Here is a 3589-nt window from a genome sequence, read left to right as displayed (position 1 = left end):
CGAGCAGGCCAACAGCCACGGTCAGAAGGTGCAGTCGGCCGGCAACAACATGGCCAACACCGACGCCTCCGTCGGCTCCAGCTGGGCCTGACCCTAGGGCCAATCGCGAACAAGAAACCGGCGCAGCCTGCGGGCTGCGCCGGTTTCTTGCGTTCTGAAGCCGCTTCTTGCGTTCCGAGGGAAAAGGACGGCCTGGGCAAAGCTGACGTGGCCGGGGCTAACCAGCCCCGGCCACGTCAGCGCGTCTCTGGTGCGTTCTGGTCAGCCCGTGGTTGCCGCCGACGAGCATGCACCCAGCACCGTGGTGGACAGGAACGTCGCGGCATTTGCCAGGTAGTTGTCGGTGGGGTCGTAGGTCGGCAGCGCCAACACGAACGCCCGGCGGTACTGGGCGGACAGCTCCGCGAAGTCCTGCAGGGTGGGGTTGTTACTGCGGCGGCCCAGCTGCTGCATCTTGTTGGCCAGGCTGATCATGATGGGACCTACCGCCAGGTTGACCGCCTTCTGCTGCGGGTTCCAATACGTTCCCGGGATGCTGGGATCGATGCCATGCCATTCGACGGCGTCAACGCCGAACTTGTCCAGCGTGGCCTTCCAGTCCGCGCACACCGGATTGGAACCGGTCAGATAGCGCTGCGGGTTGGCCGGGTTGCCCGGCGACGCCGTCTTGGTGGGAGCGGCCTGCGTCTCGACCAGGGGGCCGCGGGCGGCCGCTGAGCCGTTGTTGGCGGCGGCGCAGATCGCGGCCAGCGCCGAGGCTGCACTGTGCGCGGTGCCGGCCAGCGCAGCGTCCCGCTCGGTGTAGGTGGGAATGTGCTCGACGAAGGTGCGCGCGTAAGCGATGAACTGCTCGTAGAGTTCGCGCATCACCCGGTGCGGGGTCAGCTTCACCAGACCGACCGTCTGGGCGGCAGCGTTGCGCACCACCTGCCCGGCGGCCAGGTACTGCTTCTTCTGCTCGTCGTTCCACGCCGACGCCGGAATGGACTGGTCGCGCTCATTCCATTTGCCCTGTCCAAGCATCGACAGGGTGCTGGACAGGTTGCTGCTGATCGAAATCCACGCGGTACAGCTGGGGTCATTGATGATGATCGAGACCGGACCGGTGTCGTCTGCGCTGGCAATACCCGACGCCGCAGAGCTGCGGCTGGAGGCCGAGCCGTCCAGCGAACTCTTGCCCGGGTCGCCGCCCAGCAACACCACCGCGACCAACACCAGCGCCACCACGGCCAGCACGACTACGGCGGCCAACCCCCATTTCAGGCTCTTGTTCTGTTTAGGGGCAGCGGCTTCGTCGTAGTCCTCGTCTTCGTCCTCGTCGTCATAGTCAAAGTCGAGGTCATCGGTGCCGTTAGTCACAGTGAGCCAGCTTAAAGCACCGACCGGCGCGGGGCAGTGCCACAAGAGGGCTCTAGACTTGGCGACCGTCAAACCGTTACCGAACTAACCTGTCACCAAGGGGGTATTCGTGCTGCGCAGCCACGACGCCGGCTCACTGCGGGCCACCGACGCCGGGCTCAGCGTCACGCTTGCCGGTTGGGTGGCGCGGCGACGTGACCACGGCGGTGTCATCTTCATCGACCTGCGCGACGCTTCCGGGGTGGCGCAGGTCGTGTTCCGTGACGCCGCTGTGCTGGAGCAGGCGCACCGGCTGCGCGCCGAGTTCTGTGTGACGGTCACCGGTGTCGTCGAGGTCCGTCCCGAAGGCAACGAGAACCCCGACCTGCCCACCGGCGCCATCGAGATCAATGCGACAGAACTGCGGGTGCTCAACGAGGCTGCGCCGCTGCCGTTCCAGCTCGATGAATCCGCCGGCGAAGAGGCCCGGCTGAAGCATCGCTACCTGGACCTGCGGCGCGAGGGCGGCCCGGGAGCTGCGCTGCGGCTGCGTTCGGCGGCTAACGCCGCAGCCCGTTCGGTGCTGGCTGCACAAGACTTCATCGAGATCGAAACCCCCACCCTGACCCGCTCAACCCCGGAGGGCGCACGCGACTTCCTGGTTCCGGCGCGCCTGCAGCCCGGTTCGTTCTACGCGCTGCCACAGAGCCCGCAACTGTTCAAGCAGCTGCTGATGGTGGCCGGGATGGAGCGTTACTACCAGATCGCCCGCTGCTACCGCGACGAGGACTTCCGCGCGGACCGTCAGCCTGAGTTCACCCAGCTGGACTTGGAGATGAGCTTTGTCGACGCCGAGGACGTGATCGGCATCGCCGAGCAGGTCCTCAAGGCGCTTTGGGCCCTGATCGGCTACGACCTGCCGTTGCCGCTGCCCCGGATGACTTACGCGGACGCGATGCGACGGTTCGGCTCCGACAAGCCCGACCTGCGATTCGCTCTGGAGTTGGTGGAGTGCACCGAGTTCTTCTCCGAGACCACCTTCCGGGTATTCCAGGCCCCCTACGTGGGTGCGGTGGTCATGCCGGGGGGCGCCTCGCAGCCACGGCGCACGCTCGACGGCTGGCAGGAGTGGGCCAAGCAGCGCGGAGCCAAGGGCTTGGCGTACGTCCTGGTCGGCGAGGACGGAGAGCTGTCCGGACCGGTGGCCAAGAACCTGACTGATGCTGAGCGCGCCGGGCTGGCCGGGCACGTGGGCGCGGCGCCGGGGGACTGCATCTTCTTTGCGGCCGGACCGGCCAAGCCGTCTCGCGCACTGTTGGGGGCGGCTCGTGGTGAGATCGCCCGGCGCCTGGACCTGATCGACCCGGAGGCCTGGGCGTTCACCTGGGTGGTCGACCCGCCCCTGTTCGAGCCGGCGGACGACGCCACTGCCGCCGGTGATGTGGCGGTCGGCTCGGGGGCCTGGACCGCGGTGCACCACGCCTTCACCTCGCCGAAGCCGGAGCATGCCGGCAGCGTGGAGACCGACCCCGGTTCGGTGCTCGCGGACGCCTATGACGTGGTGTGCAACGGCAACGAGATCGGCGGCGGCTCGATTCGTATTCACCGCCGCGATATCCAGCAGCAGGTCTTCAAGGTTATGGGGATCGACGAGGAGTCGGCGAACGAGAAGTTCGGATTCCTCTTGGACGCCTTCAGTTTCGGCGCACCGCCGCACGGCGGGCTGGCGTTCGGCTGGGACCGGGTGGTGGCACTGCTGGCCGGCGTGGAGTCGATCCGCGAGGTCATTGCGTTCCCGAAGTCCGGCGGCGGCATTGACCCGCTGACCGACGCGCCGGCGCCCATCACGGCGGCTCAGCGCAAGGAGGCCGGGATTGACGCGGTGCCTCAACCACGCTGAGAGCGGACGCTAGACAGCAGCGCCAGGGTCGGCAAGGCTGCAGGCATGGATTCGGCTGAGTTCGCCCGATTGGTCGTCGCCAATATGCCGTTCGCGGCGGAGTTGCAGATCGAGATCGCTGAACTGTCACCCCAAGAGGTGCGTGCGACCATGCCGTGGGCTCCGGAGCGCTGCACCACCGGTGGGATGCTGCACGGGGGAGCGCTGATGGCGTTCGCCGACACTGCCGGAGCGGTGTGCGCGGTGGTCAATCTGCCTCAGGGCACCAGCACCTCGACCATCGAGTCCAAGACCAACTTCTTTCGAGCGGTGCGGGCGGGCGTTGGGACGGCTGTCTCTTATACACATCTC

At 67.1% G+C, this 3589-nt stretch carries 3 protein-coding genes and 1 pseudogene; 3 read left to right on the top strand and 1 reads right to left on the bottom strand.

Annotation, left to right across the window (positions count from 1 at the left end; translation table 11 throughout):
• Window positions 1–91, top strand: a pseudogene (locus tag LI94_RS22715) (type VII secretion protein EsxI); the annotation flags it as partial.
• Window positions 92–261: 170 nt separating this feature from the next.
• On the opposite strand, the gene LI94_RS20620 reads toward LI94_RS22715, so the two are convergent.
• Complete coding sequence (locus LI94_RS20620; RefSeq protein WP_024442151.1) at window positions 262–1359, bottom strand: hypothetical protein; 1098 nt, start codon at window positions 1357–1359, stop codon at window positions 262–264.
• Between the two features lie 109 nt (window positions 1360–1468).
• On the opposite strand from LI94_RS20620, the gene aspS reads away from it, so the two are divergent.
• Together aspS and LI94_RS20610 are read left to right on the top strand one after the other, a co-directional pair.
• Window positions 1469–3238: an aspartate--tRNA ligase gene (gene aspS, locus LI94_RS20615; RefSeq protein ID WP_024442152.1), complete on the top strand. Its 1770-nt coding sequence runs from the start codon at window positions 1469–1471 to the stop codon at window positions 3236–3238.
• 45 nt (window positions 3239–3283) lie between these two features.
• Window positions 3284–3589, top strand: a 306-nt coding sequence (locus LI94_RS20610) for a PaaI family thioesterase (RefSeq protein ID WP_046302392.1), incomplete at its 3' end; no start/stop codon positions are given.

Source organism: Mycobacterium sp. UM_Kg27 (genome assembly GCF_000972905.1).
GTDB lineage: Bacteria > Actinomycetota > Actinomycetes > Mycobacteriales > Mycobacteriaceae > Mycobacterium.
This window is presented reverse-complemented; position numbering and strand designations above follow the sequence as displayed.